34 protein-coding genes are annotated in these 18,244 nt (G+C 64.5%); 1 reads left to right on the top strand and 33 read right to left on the bottom strand.

Annotation, left to right across the window (positions count from 1 at the left end; all coding sequences use genetic code 11):
- Nucleotides 1–37 precede the first annotated feature (37 nt).
- From GSI01S_RS08055 to GSI01S_RS07980, 15 genes are all read right to left on the bottom strand, one after another.
- Entirely contained in the window at nt 38–343 is a 306-nt protein-coding gene (locus tag GSI01S_RS08055) for a hypothetical protein (RefSeq protein ID WP_006896023.1), read from the bottom strand.
- Between the two features lie 990 nt (nt 344–1,333).
- Entirely contained in the window at nt 1,334–1,612 is a 279-nt protein-coding gene (locus GSI01S_RS08045; RefSeq protein ID WP_006896021.1) for an HNH endonuclease, read from the bottom strand.
- Nucleotides 1,613–1,730: 118 nt separating this feature from the next.
- Nucleotides 1,731–1,991, bottom strand: coding sequence for a hypothetical protein (locus GSI01S_RS08040; RefSeq protein WP_006896020.1), 261 nt, complete (start codon nt 1,989–1,991; stop codon nt 1,731–1,733).
- A complete protein-coding gene (locus GSI01S_RS08035; RefSeq protein WP_006896019.1) occupies nt 1,988–2,254 on the bottom strand; it encodes a hypothetical protein in 267 nt (88 codons plus the stop codon). The genes GSI01S_RS08040 and GSI01S_RS08035 overlap by 4 nt, the downstream gene beginning before the upstream one ends.
- A 194-nt stretch (nt 2,255–2,448) precedes the next feature.
- On the bottom strand, nt 2,449–2,793 hold the full coding sequence (locus GSI01S_RS08025; protein WP_006896017.1) for a hypothetical protein: 345 nt from the start codon (nt 2,791–2,793) through the stop codon (nt 2,449–2,451).
- On the bottom strand, nt 2,790–2,924 hold the full coding sequence (locus tag GSI01S_RS20625; RefSeq protein ID WP_267892744.1) for a hypothetical protein: 135 nt from the start codon (nt 2,922–2,924) through the stop codon (nt 2,790–2,792). Before GSI01S_RS20625 ends, GSI01S_RS08025 begins: the two co-directional genes overlap by 4 nt.
- The gene (locus tag GSI01S_RS08020; RefSeq protein WP_039867190.1) at nt 2,924–3,127 is read right to left on the bottom strand and encodes a hypothetical protein; all 204 of its coding nucleotides are present in this window, start codon (nt 3,125–3,127) and stop codon (nt 2,924–2,926) included. Before GSI01S_RS08020 ends, GSI01S_RS20625 begins: the two co-directional genes overlap by 1 nt.
- Entirely contained in the window at nt 3,124–3,354 is a 231-nt protein-coding gene (locus GSI01S_RS08015) for a DUF7427 family protein (protein WP_006896015.1), read from the bottom strand. Before GSI01S_RS08015 ends, GSI01S_RS08020 begins: the two co-directional genes overlap by 4 nt.
- A 379-nt stretch (nt 3,355–3,733) precedes the next feature.
- A complete protein-coding gene (locus GSI01S_RS08010) occupies nt 3,734–4,363 on the bottom strand; it encodes a DUF7341 domain-containing protein (protein ID WP_006896013.1) in 630 nt (209 codons plus the stop codon).
- A complete protein-coding gene (locus GSI01S_RS08005; RefSeq protein WP_006896012.1) occupies nt 4,360–4,542 on the bottom strand; it encodes a hypothetical protein in 183 nt (60 codons plus the stop codon). The genes GSI01S_RS08010 and GSI01S_RS08005 overlap by 4 nt, the downstream gene beginning before the upstream one ends.
- Nucleotides 4,539–5,033: a RusA family crossover junction endodeoxyribonuclease gene (locus tag GSI01S_RS08000; protein WP_081598086.1), complete on the bottom strand. Its 495-nt coding sequence runs from the start codon at nt 5,031–5,033 to the stop codon at nt 4,539–4,541. The genes GSI01S_RS08005 and GSI01S_RS08000 overlap by 4 nt, the downstream gene beginning before the upstream one ends.
- Entirely contained in the window at nt 5,030–5,845 is an 816-nt protein-coding gene (locus tag GSI01S_RS20080) for a hypothetical protein (protein ID WP_006896010.1), read from the bottom strand. The genes GSI01S_RS08000 and GSI01S_RS20080 overlap by 4 nt, the downstream gene beginning before the upstream one ends.
- A complete protein-coding gene (locus tag GSI01S_RS07990; RefSeq protein ID WP_006896009.1) occupies nt 5,845–6,147 on the bottom strand; it encodes a hypothetical protein in 303 nt (100 codons plus the stop codon). The genes GSI01S_RS20080 and GSI01S_RS07990 overlap by 1 nt, the downstream gene beginning before the upstream one ends.
- Complete coding sequence (locus GSI01S_RS07985) at nt 6,144–8,705, bottom strand: DEAD/DEAH box helicase (RefSeq protein WP_006896008.1); 2,562 nt, start codon at nt 8,703–8,705, stop codon at nt 6,144–6,146. The genes GSI01S_RS07990 and GSI01S_RS07985 overlap by 4 nt, the downstream gene beginning before the upstream one ends.
- Nucleotides 8,702–9,193, bottom strand: coding sequence for a hypothetical protein (locus tag GSI01S_RS07980; protein ID WP_006896007.1), 492 nt, complete (start codon nt 9,191–9,193; stop codon nt 8,702–8,704). Before GSI01S_RS07980 ends, GSI01S_RS07985 begins: the two co-directional genes overlap by 4 nt.
- Nucleotides 9,194–9,233: 40 nt before the next feature.
- Here GSI01S_RS07980 and GSI01S_RS20075 point away from each other — a divergent pair, with 40 nt between their 5' ends.
- Nucleotides 9,234–9,470 carry a zinc ribbon domain-containing protein gene (locus tag GSI01S_RS20075; protein WP_157225321.1) on the top strand — a complete coding sequence of 79 codons (237 nt, stop codon included), beginning with the start codon at nt 9,234–9,236 and terminating at the stop codon, nt 9,468–9,470.
- A gap of 342 nt (nt 9,471–9,812) precedes the next feature.
- On the opposite strand, the gene GSI01S_RS19505 is transcribed toward GSI01S_RS20075, so the two are convergent.
- The 18 genes from GSI01S_RS19505 to GSI01S_RS07895 all read right to left on the bottom strand — a co-directional run bounded on the left by GSI01S_RS19505 (nt 9,813) and on the right by GSI01S_RS07895 (nt 18,212).
- Nucleotides 9,813–10,340: a hypothetical protein gene (locus GSI01S_RS19505; RefSeq protein ID WP_006896005.1), complete on the bottom strand. Its 528-nt coding sequence runs from the start codon at nt 10,338–10,340 to the stop codon at nt 9,813–9,815.
- A complete protein-coding gene (locus GSI01S_RS07965; protein ID WP_006896004.1) occupies nt 10,333–10,647 on the bottom strand; it encodes a hypothetical protein in 315 nt (104 codons plus the stop codon). Before GSI01S_RS07965 ends, GSI01S_RS19505 begins: the two co-directional genes overlap by 8 nt.
- A gap of 114 nt (nt 10,648–10,761) precedes the next feature.
- Entirely contained in the window at nt 10,762–11,154 is a 393-nt protein-coding gene (locus GSI01S_RS07960) for a hypothetical protein (protein WP_006896003.1), read from the bottom strand.
- Nucleotides 11,151–11,480 carry a hypothetical protein gene (locus tag GSI01S_RS07955; protein WP_006896002.1) on the bottom strand — a complete coding sequence of 110 codons (330 nt, stop codon included), beginning with the start codon at nt 11,478–11,480 and terminating at the stop codon, nt 11,151–11,153. The genes GSI01S_RS07960 and GSI01S_RS07955 overlap by 4 nt, the downstream gene beginning before the upstream one ends.
- On the bottom strand, nt 11,477–12,061 hold the full coding sequence (locus GSI01S_RS19500; protein ID WP_244874920.1) for a pentapeptide repeat-containing protein: 585 nt from the start codon (nt 12,059–12,061) through the stop codon (nt 11,477–11,479). The genes GSI01S_RS07955 and GSI01S_RS19500 overlap by 4 nt, the downstream gene beginning before the upstream one ends.
- 29 nt (nt 12,062–12,090) lie before the next feature.
- Nucleotides 12,091–12,234, bottom strand: coding sequence for a hypothetical protein (locus GSI01S_RS20070; RefSeq protein WP_157225320.1), 144 nt, complete (start codon nt 12,232–12,234; stop codon nt 12,091–12,093).
- Nucleotides 12,231–12,665 (bottom strand): dUTP diphosphatase, encoded by a 435-nt coding sequence (gene dut, locus GSI01S_RS07945; protein ID WP_006896000.1) that lies wholly within the window; start codon nt 12,663–12,665, stop codon nt 12,231–12,233. Before dut ends, GSI01S_RS20070 begins: the two co-directional genes overlap by 4 nt.
- 484 nt (nt 12,666–13,149) lie before the next feature.
- The gene (locus tag GSI01S_RS19495) at nt 13,150–13,761 is read right to left on the bottom strand and encodes a hypothetical protein (protein ID WP_006895999.1); all 612 of its coding nucleotides are present in this window, start codon (nt 13,759–13,761) and stop codon (nt 13,150–13,152) included.
- Nucleotides 13,758–14,582 carry a YqaJ viral recombinase family protein gene (locus tag GSI01S_RS07935; RefSeq protein WP_039867188.1) on the bottom strand — a complete coding sequence of 275 codons (825 nt, stop codon included), beginning with the start codon at nt 14,580–14,582 and terminating at the stop codon, nt 13,758–13,760. Before GSI01S_RS07935 ends, GSI01S_RS19495 begins: the two co-directional genes overlap by 4 nt.
- 187 nt (nt 14,583–14,769) lie before the next feature.
- Nucleotides 14,770–14,916, bottom strand: coding sequence for a hypothetical protein (locus GSI01S_RS20065; protein ID WP_157225319.1), 147 nt, complete (start codon nt 14,914–14,916; stop codon nt 14,770–14,772).
- 66 nt (nt 14,917–14,982) lie between these two features.
- Nucleotides 14,983–15,147, bottom strand: coding sequence for a hypothetical protein (locus GSI01S_RS20305; RefSeq protein ID WP_006895997.1), 165 nt, complete (start codon nt 15,145–15,147; stop codon nt 14,983–14,985).
- On the bottom strand, nt 15,144–15,380 hold the full coding sequence (locus tag GSI01S_RS07930; protein WP_006895996.1) for a hypothetical protein: 237 nt from the start codon (nt 15,378–15,380) through the stop codon (nt 15,144–15,146). Before GSI01S_RS07930 ends, GSI01S_RS20305 begins: the two co-directional genes overlap by 4 nt.
- Nucleotides 15,377–15,682, bottom strand: coding sequence for a hypothetical protein (locus tag GSI01S_RS07925; protein WP_006895995.1), 306 nt, complete (start codon nt 15,680–15,682; stop codon nt 15,377–15,379). The genes GSI01S_RS07930 and GSI01S_RS07925 overlap by 4 nt, the downstream gene beginning before the upstream one ends.
- A complete protein-coding gene (locus GSI01S_RS19490; RefSeq protein ID WP_006895994.1) occupies nt 15,679–16,083 on the bottom strand; it encodes a DUF732 domain-containing protein in 405 nt (134 codons plus the stop codon). Before GSI01S_RS19490 ends, GSI01S_RS07925 begins: the two co-directional genes overlap by 4 nt.
- A gap of 2 nt (nt 16,084–16,085) precedes the next feature.
- On the bottom strand, nt 16,086–16,292 hold the full coding sequence (locus tag GSI01S_RS07915; RefSeq protein ID WP_157225318.1) for a hypothetical protein: 207 nt from the start codon (nt 16,290–16,292) through the stop codon (nt 16,086–16,088).
- Nucleotides 16,289–16,984, bottom strand: a complete 696-nt coding sequence (locus tag GSI01S_RS07910) for a hypothetical protein (RefSeq protein WP_157225317.1) — start codon at nt 16,982–16,984, stop codon at nt 16,289–16,291. The genes GSI01S_RS07915 and GSI01S_RS07910 overlap by 4 nt, the downstream gene beginning before the upstream one ends.
- Nucleotides 16,985–17,109: 125 nt before the next feature.
- Nucleotides 17,110–17,958, bottom strand: coding sequence for a ParB/RepB/Spo0J family partition protein (locus GSI01S_RS19485; protein ID WP_157225316.1), 849 nt, complete (start codon nt 17,956–17,958; stop codon nt 17,110–17,112).
- Nucleotides 17,959–17,975: 17 nt separating this feature from the next.
- A complete protein-coding gene (locus tag GSI01S_RS07895; protein ID WP_006895990.1) occupies nt 17,976–18,212 on the bottom strand; it encodes a helix-turn-helix domain-containing protein in 237 nt (78 codons plus the stop codon).
- Nucleotides 18,213–18,244 lie beyond the last annotated feature (32 nt).

The following is an 18,244-nucleotide window of genomic DNA, read 5'->3' as shown; positions in this document are numbered from 1 at the left end:
ATGCCGAGCAACCTCCGACAACTTCGCCCGCCGACGATCAGTAGCCGGTTCCATCCCACTGCTCGACCTCGAGCTCAGCGACCACAGATGCTTCATCCGACTCTGCGGAGCGCCGGGACTCCTCCTCGGCGATCGCATTCGACAGCTTCGTCAGTTCGTTCGAATACTGGGGCCGAGTGTTGTCACCAGCCTCCGTCATCCCCTCGGCGATGATCCGTCGCTGGGCCTTCAGGATCTCCAGCCGGTCGCCCGACTCCACCGCCTCCAGCAGCGTCATTGGCTCCTTCCGCTCCTCCGGGACTTCATCGGGAGCCACGCCGCGCAGATGCGACTTGCGAACCATCGTGGCCTCCAATCGCTACCCGGGGGGGGCGGGGGGTGTTCGGGGAGGGGAAACGCCAATGCCCTGAGGTGCGGGCGGGCGATTTCTGAACCCCATGGGGGTGGGTTTTCGTTAGGCTGCCCTTACCACTCCGGAGAGTGGGGCTTGGGCGAGCAGAGGGTGGTCTGGTTGCACTTTTGCGAGTGCCCGTTCGAGCTCCGCGATTCGGCGGATGTAGTCATTTCGGGCCAGCATCTCCGCGATGTTCTCGCGGCTGGTCACCTGTTGTAAGTGGTCAGGGTTGACGCACATACTGTTCCCGCACATGTGGTGCGCGGTCTGTGTCCCTATAGGGTGTTGGAGCTTGGCTTCGAGGATCAGTCGATGGACCTGTAAGTCCCGCTTCCCTACCCTGCACACTGGATAGGGGTTCGAACCCTTCTTGCTTCGCACCTTCGCGCCTTGCCATTCCCAGCATCCGGACTCGGTCCCTCTAGTCCGCCTTCCGACCAATCTGATGACCTGCTGGTAGTCATGGCTTTCGATGGCGGTCCGAAGTGGACTGCGTCTTGCTCTGGCGTGTTCGCTTTGACCGCTTGCTCGACACTCAGTGCTGCAGAACTTGGTCGCTTCGAAGTGGAGTGCATTGCACCATGCGCATTGCTTTGCGTTGGGTCTCTTGGGTGTTGCCCGCATCTGGTCTGCTCGGGCTGCTGTCGCGATTGGCTGAGACATCTTCTGTCGGCATTGCGGACTACAGCAGGGCTTGCCCCGTGGCTTCCGGTGTGCCGTGTAGGTGACGTCGCAGACTGCGCACTGGAACTCGCGCTGCTTGCCGTGTTCCTTTTGCCATCGGTAGTGGCATCGGCCGCACCGCTTTACCTTTGGGTAGTGCGTGGCTGGGCTGGTGCATCCGTCTTCTGTGCAGATACGCTCGGTCATGTCGAACTCCTCCTACGGGTTCGGCCATTGCCCGGGGCGGTTGCAGCCGTCGCCGGGCTTTCTATTCGGTTAGGTCCAGTCGCGGTCGGTGATGAAGTCGATGCCGGTCGGGCGGATGATCTTGTTCGACTTGGCGCGATTACATGCGCGATGTGATGGGACCAGATTGTCGAGTACGTCTTCGCCGCCTCGGTCGAGGGGTGTGACGTGGTCGATCTGGAAGGCTCGAGGGTCGTGGTGGTGTGCGGTGTAGTCGATGGGGTCGCCGCACCAGTGGCATGGCGGTTGGTCTCTGGCGATGATCTTGCGGTGTTTGTCGCGGGTCGCGGTGTTGCGCTTGGTTGCCATCAGTCTCGTGTTGCTGTGCATCCGTGTGGTCGGCAGTCGGCGTGTCGTGTGGTGTCGCATCGTTCACACCAGCGTCCGATGTCGGTGTCTGTGTCGAGGACGTCGAAGTGGTCGTCGGTCATCGGTGGCCTTCGACGAGGAGTGCGCCGCATCCGCAGTACAGTCGGGCGGGGCAGTCTGCTGGGAAGTTCCAGCCGTCGTGGTGCTCATGCTCGGTGCCACGCTTGGCTTGGGTTGCGATGTCGTTGGCTTCGGCGGTGATGAGGTCGAAGATGGATTCAGTCGCGGTCATCGAAGTGCTGGCGTCGCGGATGGCGTCGGTATCTCCTGCATCGCCGGGCCAGGACTCCGGATGGTTCAGGTGTTCACAGTCGCTCATCGGTACAGCCTCTTGTTCACGCTGCGAACGATCACGTCGTCGCGGCCCTCGTTGAGAGTTGGCTGTCCGTTCTGGTCGAGCTGGAAGACGGCGTGCACGTGTGCGTATGGCTGCCCATGCTCGGGCTGCACGTACTCGACTGCGTCTTCGGGGATGATGCAGTGTCCCCGGCGATCGATGAGTTCTGGGTCTCGGTGGGCAGCGGCAACAGCCCAGTCGAAGGCGTGATGCCCTCGTGTCAGCGGCTCTCGTGTCTCACTCATCGCTCGGCCTCCTCGTCTTCTGCTTCGAATCGCCAGCCTGCGACGCTCTCGTGGTGTCCGTCGTGTCCGTCTGCGAGGACGCAGTAGAGTTTCCAGTTGAAGCCGTCTTCGTCGAGCTGGGGCAGGTACGCGGTGCAGGGTCGGCCAGTAGGTCGGAGGTGCTGTCCTGGCTTCGGGGCGGTCATCAGCACGGCTCAGCTGCTCGTATCGCCAACGGTGGCGGTCGAGTAGTAGTTGGGGATGCGGCCTTCCTTGGCTGCGGTGGCTGCTTCCCTCGCGTTGACAAGCTCGATCTTCAGGGACTCGATGATTCCTTCGAGCTTCTTGATCTTGGTGTTGGCGTCCTTGACGTCGGAGCGGAGGTCCATCGCAACCTTCACAGCGTCGACGTTCTTCTCACTTTCGCGTTTGAGGTCGGCGCGGAGTCGTTCGGCTTCGTTCGCTCGGTAGGTCAGGTTCGCGATCTGTTCATCGCGGTCGTTGAGGTCGGCGCGGTAGACGGCGAGTAGTGCGCGCATCGTCTCGTCGATCTGGTTCACGTGTCCTCCAAGCTGAGTCGGATGGTGATGTCGATGCGCAGCCTGGCGAGTGTGTCGCGGGTGATGGCGTCGGTGATGGGTCGGATGGCGTCGGTGATCTGCTGGGTGAGCCAGGCGTGGAGGCCGGTCATCAGCACGCCATGCAGTCGTCGCAGATGTCGCCGCTGACTGGACAGATCGGGTCGTCGATGTGGCCGGGTAGCGCGGTCTCGGTCGCGATCTCGCTGGCCGCGATCCGCTTCTCTCGTGCGCGTCCGACGACGTGATCCGCGGTGCCGCACCATGGGTGGCACGGTCCGCGTCGTCGGTAGTTCGCCCGCATCATCCTGGTCATGTGCTGCACCGTGAGTATGGGTCGAGGGCGGCGGGCAGGCGGCGTACCAAGTGCAGTGCGGTGGTGCCGATGATCAGGTGGGCGGCGATGTCGATGGCGATGTGTCGTGCTCGGAGGCGGTCGACGGTGCGGGACAGTAGGGCGTCGTGGTGGCCGGTTCGGATGCACCACGCTTCGTAGCCGATAACGCTGCCGATGAGTGCGGCGAGCGTGGCTTCTCCGATCACCGCTGACCTCCTGGGGCCGGTGTGAAGTTTGGGTGCCCGCGAACGTCACCTTGTGTGGTGTCGAGTCGCGGGCTGTTCCCCTGTTGTGCAGCTCGCGCCTCGCCGTGAAAGGTCGGGTCGTGGGCGTGGCTTGCGTCCCGGCACTCGCATGACGTGGCGGGACTGACACTCGGGGGACGTGACCCCCGACGCCGAGCAGCCCGTCGCGCGTCGGGGTGGCCGCCATGTGGCGGCTAGGTTCCCGGTGGTTTCGGTCCGCGGCCCACCAAAGCAGAGGATCGGCGGGGCGACCGGGTCCGGGAACGACTACGGCGAAGTGCCCCCGGTTTTGGAGACAGCTTCGCCGTGCCACCAACTCTACACGTGAATCACACGCATGTCATTCACCTGATGCGATTGGTGTCGCGCCGATGGCTCCGGCGAGGATGCCGAACCGTTCCGGGGGCCAGAAGGTGCGGCAGTGTTGGCATTCGCATCCGTGCCGGCCGATCTGCAGGGCGGGTTGTCTGACGGTTTCCCCTGCACTGTCGGGCCGGTACACCTTGGCGGTGCCGCAGGCTGGGCAGGGGTTCGGGAGGGTCCAGCGTCGTGGTGGGTCGAGGAGTTCGCGGGCACGTGCGGCCCACCAGGTGAGGTCCGCGGTGCGTGCTTTCAGTACCGGTACGTCCTGCGGTCTGAACTGCGTTTCTTCGAGCCATGCCAGTCTTCCTACGGTCCCTGTGACGTTGATGGGTGATACCCAGTCTCGGACGGTGCGGTCGATCTGGTCGCAGAGGTCGACGGCGTCGAGGACGACGGGTGGCATGGAGCGGGCGTGTGAGCCGTTGCCTGTGCCTTGTGCTCCGGCGATGTACTCGCGCAACTGCGTGTACAGCGGATCACCCCATGCGGGTTCGGTGGCTCCGTTGTCGCGTTCTATCAACGTTCGGGTGCGTCCGATCAACGAGTGGATGGCGTCTCGGAAGGCTTGGCGGGTGCCGGGCAGGTCGTGCTCGGTGGTGTCGGTCATGCGTCCTCCTGGTCGGATTCGATGCAGTGGTCGGTGTGGTCCAGTACTCGCTGTACGAACGCGGTGTGATCGCCGTGGCCGGTGAGGGTGGTGCCGCACATGCAGGTCCAGTCGTAGTGGATGCTGGATGCCACACGCGCGCGAACCCGAGACGAACGTGCCGTGATCAGGGCGGTCATGCGGGTTCTCCTTCGCGGGTGTGGCACTCGGGTCCGCAGCCGTGCGGTCGTGGCGGCGGGTCGTCTCGATGGCAGACGAAGCAGTGGGGTCGTGTGAGTGCGGTGAGACTGATTGCGACGCCGGCTGGCTCGTCGGGTTCGGCGATGCGTTTGGTGGCGTGGAGGGTGACGATGTGGGAGTCGTCGGTGATCCAGATGCCAGTGATGGCGTCGAATACGGCTCTGGTGAGCTTGTCGAGGTCTGGACGCTTCACGGCTGGCGGTGTGGGGCGTCGCTTTGCCGTCTGTTTAGGCCGTGGCATGACGAAATCGAGGTTTGCGCCTACTGGTCCCGGAGGGAGCATTCCGCCTCTCCTGCGGGCTTCTGAGGCGATTTCGGTTCGCCATGGTCCGACCGCTTTCGAGGACTCGAGCATTCGGCCGTTCCCGATGTGCCGCTTCGATCCCTGGGGTGCCGGTCGTCCTTCGACGAAGACGTGACGGTCGGTCATGCGATGCCTTTCTCGGCGAGGATGGATCTGGCTTCGGCGAGGCCCCTGCGTCTTCGGTCGTCTTCGGTGGGGTCGTGGTTGCAGACGCGGCGGTTGCGGTAGCCGCGGGTGTCGCACAGGTCGCAGTCGTTGATGGCTGCGCGTTCGGCGTCGGCTTGGGTGGCGCGGTGTTCACGTTCGGCTTCGATGTCGGCGCGTCGTTTCTCGGCTTGCCACGCTTCGAGGTCGCGTCGGGCTTGGGCGCACCCGCCGCACGCCGGCGGATTCTCGACCCCGACGTGTGCCGTGCATCGATCTGAGGGGCGGCCAGTCGCGCGTGCTGGGTCAGCACTTCCCTTCCCAACTTCTATAGATAGGTCGGGTCGGGTCGGGTCGGGTCGGGAAACCGTGGACGGACGGTTTTGTCCCCGGTCTCCGTGACCAACCTGTCCACCGTGGACATTTCCCTCTTCCTGCTGGTCGGCGGCTTTCTTGCTTTTCGCTTCGCGCCACTTTGCTTTCTTGTTGCGCTCGCGTTCGCGCGCATCGAGGACGCTGCTTTTCGTCGGTTGCGATTCAATCCAGTCGTGAAACGCGAACGATTCGCTTCCCGATCGCTCGCCAATCGCCCGCCACAGGCCCGCGTCGAGGAGCCCTCGAACCTGCGCCTTGGTGCCGCCGAGTGCCCGAATCTGCCGCCACGAGATCACGCCATCGGTGAGATGCCGGGAGCAGTACGAGCCAGCAGTCACCCACAATCCGCGTGACGCCATCGACACACCGACCAGCTTCGGATGGTCGTAGAAACCGTCATCCACCTTGAACCACGTCACTACGGCTCCTCCTCTCTCGATGTGTCGAACAGCGTCGGCTCGGGTGCTACCGGCGGACCTTCGTGGTCCCGGTACGCGTTGAGCGCGAGACGCACCAACTCCATCGGCTCGAGCGAGTCCGAGTGGAGGTCGTCGACGAAGCAGATTCCTTCGGGCATCGCCTTGTCGAGCACTGTTATTCGCCAGCGGTCGCCAGTTCGCGGCTCGACGATGACTCGGTAGTCGAGGGTGGATTCCTTGTAGCCGAGCAACGCGAAGTCCAGACTGTCGCCGGCCTTGCGCATCGCCGTCTTGTCGATCACGACGCGTCCTCAAAGTCGAACAGGGTTGGGAGGTTCTGTTCGCGTTCGGCCGCTTCGAGGTGCTTCACGCCGTCGAGCCAGTATCCGGGATTGAGCTCGACGGCACGGCCGCGGCGGCCGAGTCGCAGCGCGCGGTTCGGGACAGTCGCGAGACCTCCGAACGGGTCGAACACGAGGTCCCCCGGGTTCGAGTACCGCTCGATCAACCGGTCGACGATGTCGAACTGCAGCGGGCAGACGTGCATCTGCATCGCACGCCGCTTCTGCTCCCCGTTCAGCGTCAGCATCCGGTTCACGTCGTGCCACACATCGGGATGCCATGACGCCGGCGCGAGCGACATGAATGTCGCCGGGAGCGCACCCTGCCCGTCGAGTGCCTCCCCGACCTTGATGTGAGAGGTGTAGTCGTACACCTGCTTCAGGGTGTTCTCGGTGAAGGCCTTCGACCTCTGCTCGACAGGCATCGCTACGAGCTCGTCCGGCGTCAACGGCCGGTCTCCGGACGACCGCCAGAATGCGTGCGCATCGATCTGCCACCGCGCCCGCGTATAGGTGTCCTTGTCGTGAGCCACAGGAACGTCCGCGTAGCCCTTGGTGCGGTCAGTCTGAGGCTTGTGGAACAGCAGGATGTACTCGGGAGACCCGACGCCCATCTTCGTGCCGTCCTTCGCCATCTCGGACCATCCGAGCCGGTAGGTCTGGTTGTTCTCGCGGACCACATCGGTGACGACGGTGATCATGCCGAGGTAGTCGAACCCGTGCTTGATGCCGTGCTGCAGAGCTTCGGCGTGAAACGGGGAGACGGTTGGGACGCCGGCGCCGGTGACGTTGCCGAACAAGATCCGGTCTTTGACGTGGCAGGCGTAGATCCGGCCGGGCGCGAGGATCCGAAGTAGCTCCGGGGTGAGGTAGTCCATCTGCTGCCAGAAGTGATCGTTGTTATCGGTGTGCCCGAAGTCGTTGTAGCTCGGCGTGTACTCGTAGTGATTCGAGAACGGGATCGACGTGACGATCAGGTCGACTGAACCTTCATCCATGCCGCGGGTTTCGGCGACGCAGTCGTTGTTGGCGAACACCCAGCCGTCGCCGGACGCTTCGCAGCGGTCGATGCCCATCGAGCGGGTCAGTTCGGTGACCACAGACGCGGGATCGAGTCCGTGTTCTCGGATGATGTCAGTCATGGTTCCTGCCAGGTCATCGTGCCGCGACCACTTCTCGCGGATGGTCGCGATGACCTCCGACTCGGTGTTCGCATGGATCAGGTGGGTGTAAGTCGGCCGCGTCTGCCCGAACCGATGGATCCGGTGGACGGCCTGGATGATGTTGTTGAAGCTGTAGGTGACGCCGACGAAGATCGCGGTGTTGCACTGCTGCAGGTTCATGCCCTGTCCGAGCATCACCGGCTTCCCGATCAGCGCGTACGTGTCCCCGCGCTTCCACTCCGCGAGCCGCCGCTCGACCTCGTCCGGGTCCAGCGATCCCCGCACAGACGAGAACGTGAGTCCATGCTCGGCGAGGGCGTGCTCAATGGCGTCTTGCTCGGCGTTGAGGTCGCACCACACGAGAATCTGGTCGCCCGGATTCGCGCCGCGATGTGCCGTGACGATCTCCATCAGCTTGGCGATCCGCGCATCCATCGACAGGCGCTTCTCCGCTGCCGCCTCCTTGAGCCCGAGAGCGGCGTTGCGGAACAGCCCGCCCTGTCCGTCGCGGTCGACGTTGTCGTCGGTCATGTCGACGACGACCTCGTGCGTTTCGATGTGCCGTTCGGGGAGGTTGTACCCGGTCGCATCGCGGCCGAGGTCGGCCGGCGACTGCACGAACGCCGCCCACGATGCGAGCCACAGGTAGAACTCGCGCTCCTTGTGCGGGTACAGGGTGAGGTTGTTGGCCTTCGTGGAGTCGCGCTGGAAGAACCTCGTGAGTGCCTGCCCGGTGTCCATGACGCCGAGGAATCCAGCGTAGTGGATGAGTTCCTTGAACCTGTTTGGCGAAGGAGTGGCGGTAGCGACGAATTTGTATGGAACGGCGGCGAATCCGGCGAGGAACGTCTGGTACGTCTTCGACCCGAATGACCGCAGGACTGACGCCTCATCGAGGCTGACTGCGGTGAACTCGTTGACGTCGAGACGGCCGTCCCGAACCGATTCGTAGTTCGTGATGTAGATTCCGTCGCCGTCGACCTCAGATGTGCGCCGAATGAACCGAGTCGGGATGCCGAGCATGTCGGCGTCGTGCGCGAACTCGATACGGACGCCGAGCGGCGCGATGATGAGACCGCGACCGCCGCCGTGCTTCTCGAGCGTTATCCGCAGCGTTTCCAACTGCATCACCGACTTACCAAGTCCAAACGCCGCAAAGATAGCTCGGCGCCCGCCAGTCACAGCCCAAGCGACGATGTCGCGCTGGTGTGGTTTCAGGATCGGGTTGATGTCCGACCACTCGACCTTGTGACCGTACGTGCGATCGAACGCGACTTTCCCTTCAAGGAACCGCTCGTAGTCGTCCATCGTTTCGCGGCCCATGCGGCCGGCCGCCAGCATGTCTTGTGGTCTCATGCCGCTTCCGCCTTTCGTTTGGCGGGGTGTCCGTAGCCGGGGAACCGTTTCTGGATGGTGCGGCGTGCGACACCGATACGCTCGGCTACCCGGTTGTAGGAGGCGCCCTCACGCAGCATGCGTTCGGCGGTGGCAAGGTCAGCTGCACTCCACTCGTGGCGCGGCTTCATGCGGTTCAGTCGAGCCTGGCGATCCCTCTCAGCTTTCGCACGCCGCTGCTGCTCGAGTTCGTAGTCGCGGCCACGCTGCAACTCGGGCAGACCGGTGCGCTTGTTGAAGTACTTGCGTTCGGTTTCGGTGACCATCGCCGTCAACGACTGCCACTCCTTGAGTTGGGCTTTCGTGCCTTTCGCTTCGGGGTAGTGGCGGGTGATCCAGGCGGTCGGGACGCCGATGGTGGCGGCGATTTCGCCGGGTGGGCATTCGTCGGCGATCATCGCGAGGATCCGCTGATGCTCGTCGTCGGTGAACGTTCTCTTGCTGCTCATGCGGGTGGGTCCTGTCGGTGGTGGGCGCTACCGTGCGCGAGTGAGTGAGGTGTCGTGGTGCTGGTATTCGCCGGGCCTGGTTGAGGCGCCTGGTGGTGGGTGGGTGTCGACGATGCCGCTCGACTGCCACGGTTGCGGTCTGCGGTGGTCGGATCTGGGGTTGCAGATCGTGCGCGGGAACGTGGTCCGCTCGTGGGGTGCACCGCCCGGGTATCCGTCCGCGACCGTGTTCTACGAGTGCCTCGGGTGCGGGCACCGGACGTACTGCCGGTCATGACGCATCCCCGATCTGGTGTCCGCATGGGAGTGGTCCGCCGAGGTGGTATTCGTCGAGGTCGGTGGGACGTCCGTGGCCGTCGTCGGCGAAGCAGCAGTGGTCGGCGTGGTCGGCGACTGGTCCTGTGGTGCATGGGCATCCGGTGCTCATCCCTGCGCCTCCCGTGCGAGCTGTAGGCAGTGTGCTTCGGCCGCCCACGCCGTGTTCTGCATTTCGGGTGTGGCGCCGGTGGTGTGTGCGATCCGCTCGGCCACGTCAGCAAGGCGGCGCCAGATCCATCCGGGGGTTTCGGGGCAGCGCTGCGAGTGACCTCCAAGTCCTCCGCAGCCGCCGCAGTAGATGTCACCCACGGCCGGCCTTCCCGTCAAGTGCGCGGAGCAACGAAGTCGCACCGCAGTGGAGGCACTGCGAATCCGTGTCGTTGCCGTCGGGGATGCGATAGCCGCACACGCAAGGATCAGCTTCCCAACGCTCGGCCAACTTCCGCACCCGCTCCACCTCGGCGCGCAGCTCGTCACGCTCGATCTGCAAGTCGTCCTTGGCGACGTAGTGCTTGATCGCAAGGTCCTGGTTCTCCCGCTCGGATCGCCGCGTGGCTTCCAGCTCGTCGGCCAGCTCGCGCACGAGATCCGGCGCCGCGGCGATGAAGCGGGCATCGGCTTCGCCGGGATGCAGCAGAGCGGCGCACCGGATGATCTCACGCGCATCGGTGAGTTCGTGCTTGTCGTCACCGAGTGCGATGAGCCGCGCCCGGGTCTCCGCCGTCCACCACCACCTGCCTTCGGTGATGCCGTCGAGGGCTGCCCGTGCACGCTGCACGATGTCGGTGGTGTCAGGCAACTCTTTCAAGTTCTGAAACTGTTCAGTCATCGGAGTTCTCCTTGCTGGTGTGGGTGACGCGGACTGGCCCGAACCGGCGCAGCATGGTCTCCCAGTCGATGTACGTCTTGCCGCCGAGGTAGAACTTCCAGTAGCCGTCGATCGACGGTGCACTGGTCTTGCCGAAGTTGAGTAGTTCGGCCTCGGGGTCATCGTCGGCGGATTCGTCAGCGAGCGTCGGCCCATCGCCCCACCCGTAGTCCGCCCACGCCAGCGACTCGACGCCGATGACATTCGGCGGTTCGGGCGCGCCCATGTCGAGGACGTCACCCACCTTCGCGGGGTCAGTGCCGGTCATAGCGACCACCACCGCTTCGGCCCCCGAATCTGCATGCGCCCGCAGGTGTCGCAGTGTCGGTACTGACGGTGCGAGTCCCTGAACGTGACCCAGAATCCCCAGACGTGCCGGTGCCTAGTCATCGCCCTCACCCGCCTCGGCGTGAGCGGCGATCAGAGCAGTACCGACGTCCAGGGCTCGGTCTGCATCCCACGGTCCGTAGATCGGTATGTCACTGCCGTCCGGGTACGACACACAGATCGACGATCTGCGCGAGTCGTAGTCGACCTGAATCTCGTCGTCGCGGGACAGCCAGGCGACGTCGCGGTCGCAGCGATGAATCGGCTCGGGGAGCTTCACGATCGCGAAGCCGGCCGCGGTGAGCGCGTCGAGCTGGTGTGCGGCGTGCAGCACAGTCACGTCCCGCCCTCGGATGGGCTCTTCCCACCCGCACTTGCAGGTCGCCAGGCGCATCCCGTGGACCCGCTCGTGCGCGGCGATGACGTCCCGCGCGTCCTGCCCACTCATGCCGCACCATCCTCGGGAGTCCACAAGACAACAACAGGGAAGGGAACCATCGGCGGCGCGTGTAGGCGACCGAGTGCCACCCACTGCTCGCGGATGCGTTGCCAGACACGCCACGTAGGGTCGAGAACCATCGAGTTCCGTGGCAGCGCATCGAGTTCTTCGACGGTCCGCACCGTGCGGGCCTCACGCCAGGTCGCGGCGACGTGTGCGCGATGATCACCCTCGTCGTCGAACCAGGTGCCGCAATGGCAGAGGATGAGGTGGGCGTCCTCCTCGCCGGGATTGACGGATGCGTGCGCGGCTAGGTGCTTTTCGAGCGTGATCATGCTGCACCGCCGTCCGAATGTCCCCACTTTTCGATGACCGCATCCAAAGCCCACTGCCGGTCGGCGGCCCACACCTCGCACATGTCCGCGAGGGCCGCGAGCATCGGACGCCGGACTGCGATCTGATCACCTTCCGCCTCAGGCCAGCCGTCATCCTGTGCGATCAGTGTGCGGAGGCCGTCGATGGTGCCAGTCCAGCAGCCGACACGCAGCGCCCATCCGCTCACGGTGGGTGTGAGGATTGCATGTCCAGACGGGAGGCCAGTCACAGACAGGATGGGGTCCGCGTCCCGGAGGTCCGCGTCCCGGAGGTCCGCGTCCCAGAGGTTCGCGCCCCGGAGGTTCGCGTACCGGAAGTCCGCGCCCCGGAGGTTCGCGCACCGGAGGTCCGCGCCCCCGAGGTCCGCGCCCCCGAGGTCCGCGCCCCGGAGGTCCGCGCCCCCGAGTTCCGCGCCCCCGAGGTCCGCGTACCGGAGGTTCGCGTCCCGGAGGTCCGCGCACCGGAGGTCCGCGCCCCCGAGGTCCGCGCCCCCGAGGTCCGCGCCCCGATGCCCCTGTCGTGCAGCCTCAATCTCAGCCATTGCGTGAGCAGTGCGCTCTGCCACCGTACTCATGCCGCACCGCCGTCCAACTCCGGGGCGGACAGGTCAACGACAGCGCGGAGGCCGGTCATCGACGCCTCACCACTGCCGCTACTGCGGTAGCAGTCGTACTTGAGCGCTGCCTGCTGGTACAGGTCTTCGGTGGTGGTCATCGGCCGCTCGATCCGAAACCATCAGTGCCACGCCCATCACCAGACGGCGGGAGATCTTCGACCAGCTCGACTGCCGGCGTGGCGATCGGGACGATTAGGAGCTGCGCGATCCGCTCCCCTGCGTCGATGAGTTCCGGGGTCGGCTCCCACGTGGCGAGCGCGACTCTGATCTCGCCGCGGTATCCGGCGTCGATCACGCCGATTCCGTTCGCGAGTGCCAAGGACCGGCCGTAGGCGAGCGACGATCGCAGGGCGACGATCCCGACATGCCCCGCAGGGATCGCGACCCTGGCGCCGGTCGGGACGACAGTCACCTCGCCAGGCTCGATGTGGACGCGCTTGGCGGCGTAGAGGTCGATACCGGCATCATGCGCGTGAGAGCGGGCCGGGACAGGAGCACCACGAGGGATGCTGACGGGCAAGATAGTCATGCGGAAAGTCCTTCCAGGGCAGCACTGCCAGGGCAGGCAGTGAATCGGAGTTGGGGAATCGGAGACGCCGTAGCCGGCCGCAAATGCCAGTCACGGCCACACCCATGCGGGCACTCAACCGAGAGGCGTTTCCTCGGCGACGGAGGTCGATAGTCCGGTTCCGGTGCGCCACGACGACGAGCCTCGACAGTCCGCAGAATCCAGCGGTGACAAGGCGAACAGAAGCCGTCAGCGAACCGTCGTGGACGCGTGCACCACGATGTTTCGCACCGAGGTCGGGCCAGGATGTCGTAGTGATGGTGGCAGTAGTGCTTCGCGGCTACCCTCATGGTGCAGCCGGGGATCATGCACTCCTGGCCCGGTGCGTAGGTGGCGCGCTTCGGTGCTGGTGCTGTGCCATCGCGCATGGCCTGTGAGTAGTGCTTGGAGCACAGGCCGCGGGCGAGATGCCGCTGACCGCAGCCTGGCCGGTCGCAGGTCCGCATCATGATGCGGCCTCCTCGACAGTCTCGGCGCCGGAGGATAGGTCGGCGATGCGGTCATTGACGCGGGCGATCAGACCATCCACACGCTCACGAGGCTCGCCATGCAAACCGGAGAGCCAACCGACCATCTGCCCGAGCTTCTCGACGTCGTCCATGCCGTCGATGCGTGTCTCGATGTCGGCCGGAATCTTCGACGGCGACGGAGCATCCGGGAGCGGCCTCACAGTGAACGGAGCCCGCTTGCCGCGCGTGACGGTGAGTGCGACAGTCTGAGCTTCACCGATGTGCGAGGCGTGGCTGATACGGATTCCGCCGACAGCAACGCCACCGAACTTGACGTCCGGATCGCGGTAGATCGTCAGACGCCGGCCAACGTACGCAGCACCGTCCGGCCCCCAGATCGCAACAAGGATGCGACGCATACTCTTGCCTGGCCGGAAACTCTTTCGCGGCCCGAAAACGTCAGTGAACAGGTTGATCGGCTGCTCGGCGTTGCCACGAGTGACGTCCGTAATCGTCACAGTGACAGGTCCGGCGATCAGGTCCTCCGCGTTCACCTGATCCGATCTGGCTTCAATCATCGTGGACAGGTCGATGTTCTGGTCGGTCACAGCACGATCTCCTGGTCGAAGGTTTCGAGGATGCGTTCGGTGAGCGGGAAGCCTTCGACCCCTTCGGCGTACCGGCGCACAATCTCCTGAATGTTCTGCTCGGCCTGTCTCACGGCCTGCACGATGACCTGCTGCCATGCGGGATTCGGGTAGACGCGTCTCACCCACATGTGCATGCCGGCGGTGTAGTCGATGTAGTCGATCCACTTGCGGCCGGACACGAGTAGTCCGCACTGCAGCTGAGCCATGTTCTCGGCGGGAACTTCTCCGGCGAGAACGTTGCGGACGTGCGATCTCTGCGACCGTGACTTGACCTCGATGAGTCCGTCGTCGCCGACGACACCGTCAGGGCTGTATCCGAGCTTGAAGTCGCCGAAGTCGCGGACCATGAACCCGGTCTCGCGGACCTTGGCGAACTGTGTGCGGTAGACGTCGCGGGCGATCGGCTCATCGAAGACTCCGCGGTACATGGCGGCGGTCATCGGGGTGTCGTCAGTGAATCCCGAGAACCGTTCACCAGCCAACCCGAGGAGGATGCCGCGTGAGGTGTCGTTCGATGCGGGTTCGAGGATCGGCGTCGATGAGCCGGATCGTGCGGCGGCGGCACGTTCGGTGTGCATCGTCTTGATCGAGTCGCCGGTGCGCTTCGACACGCACGCCGCGTTCGCTGGTGCCTGACAGGTGGGGCACTCGTAGTCCTTGGCGGACAGTGTTCGTTGGGTGATGAGGTGGCCGACGATGCTCGCGGTGACGATGCCGCGCCGCTGCTCAAACCACTCCTCGGACCCCTGCTCGATCTGCGGGTACTCAGTGAAAGTCATGCGATATCTCTCTCGGGTGTGACAGCCCACGGATCGGGGTCCTGTGAGCGGTCGATGAAAACAGGTTTGCGGTCGCAGTGCCCGTGCCCGCACTTCGCGTGCCAGCTGGTCTTGCGGATATCCGGGCACTGTCCGGGACGGTGGCCGCAGCACATGAGCCCGGCCGGCGCCGTGGTCGTCGTGCGGATCATCGGTTGATCCAGCGGATCACCCACCGCAGCTGCGGCGGCATACGAGACGGATCGACATCCTCGGCTTCGAGACGACCCGCAACGACCCCGCACACCAAAACAGTCAGGCCGAGGAGGATCAAGATCATGCTGTTGGTGAGCATCAGGTGCTCCTTTCGGTGGGGTCCGGTCCCTGCCCCATCCCCTCTCAGGGCAGGGACCGGAAGTGTTTAGGCGGCGGTGGTGCGCCGTTCGGGGCGGGTGAGGATGCCGGTGACCTGCTCGCGGAGCGCGGTCGACGGTTCGGGCCAGCGCGCGGCCTCGGCAGTGAGGCGCTCCTCCACTTCGGGTGACGCGTTACCGGGAGCGAGCGGCCAACGGTCGGGATCAGTCATCGCCGCTCCCCCTGTGTCGTGGCATCGGTGATGACGTGCGCGTAGTGCAGGAGCTGCTGCGCGAGAGTCCGCGCATCTTGTGCTGTCATCTGCGCGGTGATGAGCGTCTGCCCGTCCGCTGCCGTCTCGATGAGGCGAACGACGCGACCGTGCGGCCCGTATCCGGCTTCGGTGTACAGTTCCCGCCCGGATGCGGCGTCGAAGCACCTGGTGTCGTACGTCGGGGCGCTCATGCCGGCACCGGGGTTTCGGTCTTGACGAAGTCCAGGAGCGCGGTCAGGACAGCTTCGGCGGACTCTTCGCGGGTGCCGGTCACGGAGATGGATGCGACCCACCCCGCTTTCGGGTCGTCGCGGTTGGCGACACGGATGCGGTCGAACACTGTGCCCTGCTCCTGGAAGATGTCGGCGGACACCGTGTTGATGTTCGCTTCCCACCTGCCGAGGTGGAACCGGAGGCTGATCGAGCTGCAGTCGTCCGGGTTGTCGACGAGCAGTCCGACGACCTGTCTGGTTAGGGTGTCGATGCTGATCATGCGGGGTCACCGCCGATCGAACCCATCGCGTCGGAGTACTGCGGGCAGTAGGCCTGGATACCAGCGCCGAGCAGTGCACCCGCCTGGTCGGTGTCGCCGTCGAAACCGTCGAGGACAACGAGCGCGACGGCTTCGGGGGTGTTGCCGGCGTCGAGTGCGTCGCAGATGGCGTGGGCGGTGTCGATCGCCTGCTGCCCGGTGATGCCTTCCTCGGCGACGACCTGCAGGAAGATGCGGTCCTTCTGCGTCTCGGTCAGCTCGGGCGTGGTGGGCGGGGTGGTCGACTGCGGTGCGGTGACACTCACATCAGCGACCGGCGCCGGATCAGGGGTGGTGCTGCACGCCGTGAGAGGTAGGGCGAACGCGGCCACGGCGGCCAGGATGGGCTTGCGGATGGTCATGGTCAGGAGTCCTTCATGCGTGAGTACGCGTCAGCGATGGCCTTGAGGTCGTCCATGTCGAAGACGACGATCGTGGGGAAGTCGGAGTCGATGTCGTGGCGGCCAAGGATGGTCACCGCGACGCACTGGTCGTCGGGGAAGTCCTGGGTGACGAGCACGGTGCCGTCGTGGACGTTGTCCTGGTCTCGGGTGGCGGTCGCCTTCATCACTTCGGCTCCGGGAAGTGCTCAGGGTTCCGTCCGCCAGGAACGAACCTCAGATAGCCGACCGTCTCGCCAGCTCGATACGCATTCCACGACTTGACCGTCACGGCCGCCAAGTAGGTGGACGAGAGCTTTCCGGTGGTGTTGGAGCGGTTCTTCTGGAGGAGCTTCGCCAGCGTGAAGATCGGCTGATCGACGTTCTGATCGATGCCGTGCGACAGCTTTTCGAAGAAGTCCGTTGCATCGTCAGGTTCGATGTTCGAGCACGCGTGGAAGATCGCCGCCGACACCTGGATCGGCAGAAAAGCGTTGTGGCTCACCCGCGTCAGGAGCGGCACGACGTCGCGCAGCCACGGGTTCCGATCCAGCTCGTGAAGGAGGACAGAGTTTGAAACCGAACTTCTCGAACCACCACCGAACGTGCGGAATCCCTGGTTCCAGAGATAGACGCCACGAACAGCGGCAGCGAGTCCGACGTAGTGCTCTTCGCCGCGCAACTTGAGGACGTCCGAGAACTTCCGGTTCGCACCGGTGTCCATCGTGTGCTGCGTGGACTTCGGGAGGTCGCGAATGACGAGCATCTGCACGGTGATTCCGGACCTGACGATTGCGTGCAGTCGGTGCTGCCCGTCGAGGAGGGTGCCGTCTTCTGCGAACTTGATCGCTTCGCCATTCCACTTCCAGTCGCCGTTCTCCATGTCTGCGGCGTAGGCATTGACTCGGACCTCGCGAACGTTGCGGTTGTGGGTGTTCTTGGTGAGGTAGCGTTCAGCGATCTCGGGCGTGATGGTCTCGATGGAGACGTTGGGTACGTTGGACACTGCTAGACTCCTTGTGAGTTGTTGATGCGATCGAGTACGGCTTGGAGGCTTTCGATCGCGTTGGTGAGGTGGCCCCGCAATTGCGGGGCCACTTTTTCTTTGGAGGATTCGAAGCGGTCATCCGCTGCGATCCGATTGAGACGTTCGATGACCTTGGTGAGGTCGATACCGGCGTCTCTGGCCTGGTCTGCGATGGGTCGACGCTTCGGCTTTGCCGGCGTCGACTCCGGATGCACTTGCATGTCGTCGATGTCGTCAGCGGTGAAGCCGGGAACGATCTCGTCGTCGTGGCATTCGTTGAGTGCGTCGGCGTCGTATGCGGCGTCGATCCAGTCCTGATCCGACATGGTGTCTGGGTCACGGCCGTCGACGATGCCGCCGATCTCGTCGCCCGACTCGTCGGTGAATGTGGCCTGGCGGCGCGGCTGGGTCGCGGGCCGTACCCGACCATCGCCCGAGACTCGACTGTCCAAGTTGGACACTTGCCCGGACTCTTCGAGGTCGCGACGCACTGCGCCAGCCGTCGACGGACTCGCGCCAGTCCGCTTTGCGTGCTCGCGGTCCGACAGATGCGGATCGGCCTTGATCGACTCGGCGACGATCTGGCGCTTCTGCTCCCGCGTCAGGTGACGGCGGTGCAGGTTCAGGCTGAACGCGAGGCCGCGCAGCTCCTGCTCACCCTTGTCGGAAACGGTTCGCGGACAGTGCAGGTTGTACTTCCGAGCGATCTCGTCACGGTGGTGGCCGTCGACGATGGTTCCGTCCGTCGACACGAGGATCGGAACCTGCACGCCGTTGATCCGGATCGACTCTTCGAGCTCTGCGCGTTCATCAGCCGTCAATGGCGGCATGACTTGAAAGCCGACCATTAGGCGACCTCGTCAACGGGGCGGGAGGTGGTAATGGCCGCGAGGGGGACGCCGAGTGTGGTCGCAATGCGCCGCGCCATGTCTGGCGTGCACCGTTTGCGTCCAGCCTCAATGTTCGAGAGGTGAGGGTGGGTGGTTCCGACTGCGACGGCGAACTTTCCGAGTTTCCAGCCGTACGCCTCGCGGAGGGCCTTGATCGTGGCTCCGGTACGAACCGGATCGTCGTTCTCGTTCATGCATCTCACTGTAGGAACGAACAGGAACCGTG

The sequence above is a fragment of the Gordonia sihwensis NBRC 108236 genome, from assembly GCF_000333035.1.
GTDB lineage: Bacteria > Actinomycetota > Actinomycetes > Mycobacteriales > Mycobacteriaceae > Gordonia > Gordonia sihwensis.
Note: the sequence above shows the minus strand (reverse complement) of the source record. Positions and strands in the feature narration are given on the sequence as shown.

What these genes read in the sequence shown, in the direction of transcription:
- GSI01S_RS08055 (WP_006896023.1), bottom strand. Translation starts at nt 343, where the DNA reads ATGGTTCGCAAGTCGCATCTGCGCGGCGTGGCTCCCGATGAAGTCCCG.
- GSI01S_RS08045 (WP_006896021.1), bottom strand. Translation starts at nt 1,612, where the DNA reads ATGGCAACCAAGCGCAACACCGCGACCCGCGACAAACACCGCAAGATC.
- GSI01S_RS08040 (WP_006896020.1), bottom strand. Translation starts at nt 1,991, where the DNA reads ATGAGCGACTGTGAACACCTGAACCATCCGGAGTCCTGGCCCGGCGAT.
- GSI01S_RS08035 (WP_006896019.1), bottom strand. Translation starts at nt 2,254, where the DNA reads ATGAGTGAGACACGAGAGCCGCTGACACGAGGGCATCACGCCTTCGAC.
- GSI01S_RS20625 (WP_267892744.1), bottom strand. Translation starts at nt 2,924, where the DNA reads ATGACCGGCCTCCACGCCTGGCTCACCCAGCAGATCACCGACGCCATC.
- GSI01S_RS08020 (WP_039867190.1), bottom strand. Translation starts at nt 3,127, where the DNA reads ATGACCAGGATGATGCGGGCGAACTACCGACGACGCGGACCGTGCCAC.
- GSI01S_RS08010 (WP_006896013.1), bottom strand. Translation starts at nt 4,363, where the DNA reads ATGACCGACACCACCGAGCACGACCTGCCCGGCACCCGCCAAGCCTTC.
- GSI01S_RS08005 (WP_006896012.1), bottom strand. Translation starts at nt 4,542, where the DNA reads ATGACCGCCCTGATCACGGCACGTTCGTCTCGGGTTCGCGCGCGTGTG.
- GSI01S_RS08000 (WP_081598086.1), bottom strand. Translation starts at nt 5,033, where the DNA reads ATGACCGACCGTCACGTCTTCGTCGAAGGACGACCGGCACCCCAGGGA.
- GSI01S_RS07985 (WP_006896008.1), bottom strand. Translation starts at nt 8,705, where the DNA reads ATGAGACCACAAGACATGCTGGCGGCCGGCCGCATGGGCCGCGAAACG.
- GSI01S_RS07980 (WP_006896007.1), bottom strand. Translation starts at nt 9,193, where the DNA reads ATGAGCAGCAAGAGAACGTTCACCGACGACGAGCATCAGCGGATCCTC.
- GSI01S_RS19505 (WP_006896005.1), bottom strand. Translation starts at nt 10,340, where the DNA reads ATGACTGAACAGTTTCAGAACTTGAAAGAGTTGCCTGACACCACCGAC.
- GSI01S_RS07965 (WP_006896004.1), bottom strand. Translation starts at nt 10,647, where the DNA reads ATGACCGGCACTGACCCCGCGAAGGTGGGTGACGTCCTCGACATGGGC.
- GSI01S_RS07960 (WP_006896003.1), bottom strand. Translation starts at nt 11,154, where the DNA reads ATGAGTGGGCAGGACGCGCGGGACGTCATCGCCGCGCACGAGCGGGTC.
- GSI01S_RS07955 (WP_006896002.1), bottom strand. Translation starts at nt 11,480, where the DNA reads ATGATCACGCTCGAAAAGCACCTAGCCGCGCACGCATCCGTCAATCCC.
- GSI01S_RS19500 (WP_244874920.1), bottom strand. Translation starts at nt 12,061, where the DNA reads ATGGCTGAGATTGAGGCTGCACGACAGGGGCATCGGGGCGCGGACCTC.
- GSI01S_RS20070 (WP_157225320.1), bottom strand. Translation starts at nt 12,234, where the DNA reads ATGACCACCACCGAAGACCTGTACCAGCAGGCAGCGCTCAAGTACGAC.
- dut (WP_006896000.1), bottom strand. Translation starts at nt 12,665, where the DNA reads ATGACTATCTTGCCCGTCAGCATCCCTCGTGGTGCTCCTGTCCCGGCC.
- GSI01S_RS07935 (WP_039867188.1), bottom strand. Translation starts at nt 14,582, where the DNA reads ATGACTTTCACTGAGTACCCGCAGATCGAGCAGGGGTCCGAGGAGTGG.
- GSI01S_RS20065 (WP_157225319.1), bottom strand. Translation starts at nt 14,916, where the DNA reads ATGCTCACCAACAGCATGATCTTGATCCTCCTCGGCCTGACTGTTTTG.
- GSI01S_RS20305 (WP_006895997.1), bottom strand. Translation starts at nt 15,147, where the DNA reads ATGACTGATCCCGACCGTTGGCCGCTCGCTCCCGGTAACGCGTCACCC.
- GSI01S_RS07930 (WP_006895996.1), bottom strand. Translation starts at nt 15,380, where the DNA reads ATGAGCGCCCCGACGTACGACACCAGGTGCTTCGACGCCGCATCCGGG.
- GSI01S_RS07925 (WP_006895995.1), bottom strand. Translation starts at nt 15,682, where the DNA reads ATGATCAGCATCGACACCCTAACCAGACAGGTCGTCGGACTGCTCGTC.
- GSI01S_RS19490 (WP_006895994.1), bottom strand. Translation starts at nt 16,083, where the DNA reads ATGACCATCCGCAAGCCCATCCTGGCCGCCGTGGCCGCGTTCGCCCTA.
- GSI01S_RS07910 (WP_157225317.1), bottom strand. Translation starts at nt 16,984, where the DNA reads ATGGAGAACGGCGACTGGAAGTGGAATGGCGAAGCGATCAAGTTCGCA.
- GSI01S_RS19485 (WP_157225316.1), bottom strand. Translation starts at nt 17,958, where the DNA reads ATGCCGCCATTGACGGCTGATGAACGCGCAGAGCTCGAAGAGTCGATC.
- GSI01S_RS07895 (WP_006895990.1), bottom strand. Translation starts at nt 18,212, where the DNA reads ATGAACGAGAACGACGATCCGGTTCGTACCGGAGCCACGATCAAGGCC.